1 protein-coding gene is annotated in these 2656 nt (G+C 33.8%); it reads left to right on the top strand.

Annotated elements, in window-relative coordinates:
• Positions 1–2656: carboxypeptidase regulatory-like domain-containing protein (locus RMN92_RS10790; protein ID WP_309609453.1), on the top strand; the 2656-nt coding region annotated here is incomplete at both ends.

Below are 2656 nucleotides of genomic sequence, written 5' to 3'. Positions count from 1 at the left end.
CTGTAAAATCAAGCAAAGGGGAATCGTTGCCAGGCGCTACTGTTGAGGTCAAACATGAACCAACAGGTACAAAATATTTTGCCAGCGCAGATTTTACTGGTGGATATTCAATTCCATCCATCAGACCAGGAGGGCCTTATTTGGTTACCGTAACATTTATGGGTTTTAAAACTGGTCAAGTTACAGATATTAATGCCAATTTAGGAAGTAATGTCACTGTAAATGTGGTACTTCAGGATGAGATGACTGCTTTACAAGAAGTAAGTGTGGTTGCAGTGAAGCAGTCAAATAGTGTATTCTCTAAAGGAAGAACTGGTGCTTCACAACAATTTTCAACTAGAGAGATTAATGCTGTTCCTGTAACAGGAGCACGTTCTATTACTGCCATTACAAAATACAATGCAAATGCTGGAGCCAATGGTTCTTTCGGAGGTCAGGATTCTCGTTTAAACAACTTTACTATTGACGGATCTGTTTTCAATAATGGTTTTGGACTAGGTTCAGATGCGCAAGCTGGGGGTAGAACAGGTTCTACAGCAATATCATTAGACGCTATTGAGCAATTGCAAGTAAATATCGCTCCTTTTGATGTACGTCAGTCAGGTTTTACAGGATCGGGCATTAATGCTGTAACACGTTCTGGAACTAATGAAATAGAAGGTTCGGTTTATCATTCCTTTAGAAATAACAAAAAAGATTTTGTTGGAACAAAAGCTGGAAAGACAATAATCACTCCAGGTACATTTGATGAAAAAATATATGGTGTTAGAATAGGAGCGCCAATAATTAAAGATAAATTATTTTTCTTTGGTAATTTTGAAACCATTGATAATACTAGTCCAGCAACAACTTGGACAGCTTCAAACTCTCTAAATAGAGGAGCGCAAGTTTCTGATCCAACTGTTGAAGATTTAATCAAAGTATCATCAATTTTAAGCAGATTAGGATATGAGACAGGTCCTTATGAAGGATTTGATGCAAAAAGAGAATCGAAAAAATTCTTAACTAGACTAGATTGGAATATAAATGACAATCATAAATTAACAACGCGTTTCGTATTCCACAATTCATCTTCAGATGAGCTAACATCAAATTCAAATTCCTTGGGTTTTGGAAATAGAAGAACAAATCCAAACTCAATATCTTATAAAAATAGCGGCTATGTTATAAAAGATAACACCAGATCTATCGTTTTAGAATTGGATAGCAAAATATCCGACAAATGGAATAATAATTTTATTGCAGGTTATGATTACCAAAATGAAGATAGAGCTTTGCAAGGTGGTGGTCTTTTTCCAACAATAGATATTAAAAATGGAGCTACAGGTTATATAGCTGCAGGATTAGATCCTTTTACTCAGGGGAATAAATTGGATTATTCAACACTACACTTTACAAATAATTTGACATGGAATCTTGGTAATCATTCACTTTTATTTGGGGCAAATTTTGAACATTTTATTTCAAATAATTCATTTTTTCCTGGATCAAATGGTGTATATGTTTTCAACTCATTAGCTGATTTTGAGAGTTTAACTAATGGTTTAGCTGCAGGAGCAATCTCTGCTGCTGATCCAACAAAAATTGCTAGATTTCAATATAGATATTCTGCATTACCAGGTGGTGCTGAGCCTCTTCAAGTTACAAAGTCTAATAAATTAGATGTTTATGTACAAGATGCTATTAAAGTTGATGAAACTTTTAGATTAACAATTGGACTCAGAGCTACAAGAGTGTCTTTTTCAGATACAGCGATTGAAAATAAAACAGTTACAGGATTGACTTTTGCCAATGGTGAAAAATTTAATACAGGAGATATGCCAAAGGCACAATATCTTTTTGAACCAAGAGTAGGATTTAATTTGGATGTTAATGGGAATAATACAACACAAGTGAGAGGCGGAACTGGGATTTTCTCAGGAAGACCACCCTTTGTATTTATATCAAACGCTATTGGAAATAATGGAGTTTTAACAGGGTTTATTGATGCAAGTGGTGACGATATTGTAAATGGAACAGGAGGTAATCAACCATTCGGTTTCACTACAAACGTTTCTCAATTAGGTCCTAAAGTAGCTGCTTTACCTTCAACTTTTGATTTGGCCTTCAATGCCAGAGATTATAAATTTCCACAAACTTGGAAAACTACAATCGCAGTTGATCAAAAATTACCATTTGGTTTTGTAGGTACTATAGAAAGTATTTTTAGTAAAAATATAAATGAAGTATTTTATTATAATGCCAATTTAGCTGCGCCAACCGGAACTTTAAATGGCTCATTAAGTGGTGACAACAGACCTTATTTTGCTGGTACAGATAATGGAACAAGAATAAATAATAATGTTTCAAATGGTATTGTACTATCAAATTCAAATCAAGGTTATTTTTATTCAACAACCTTTAAACTAGAATATCCTTTTAAAAATGGATTATGGGGTTCTATTGCCTATACCCGTTCAGACGCTTATGATTTATTATCAGCTGGTTCTATTGCTGCTGGTTCATGGACAAATGCTAGATCTGTGAATGGAAACAATGATTTAAAATTATCATTATCAAATAATAATACACCAAACAGAATAGTGGGAATTTTTGGTTATAAAATTGATTATGGTAAAAACATAGGTGCTTCAACATCTATTAATTTAGGTTATAT

Origin of the sequence: Flavobacterium sp. (assembly GCF_031363805.1) — a bacterium.
In the GTDB taxonomy this organism is placed as follows: domain Bacteria; phylum Bacteroidota; class Bacteroidia; order Flavobacteriales; family Flavobacteriaceae; genus Flavobacterium.
Note: the sequence above shows the minus strand (reverse complement) of the source record. Positions and strands in the feature narration are given on the sequence as shown.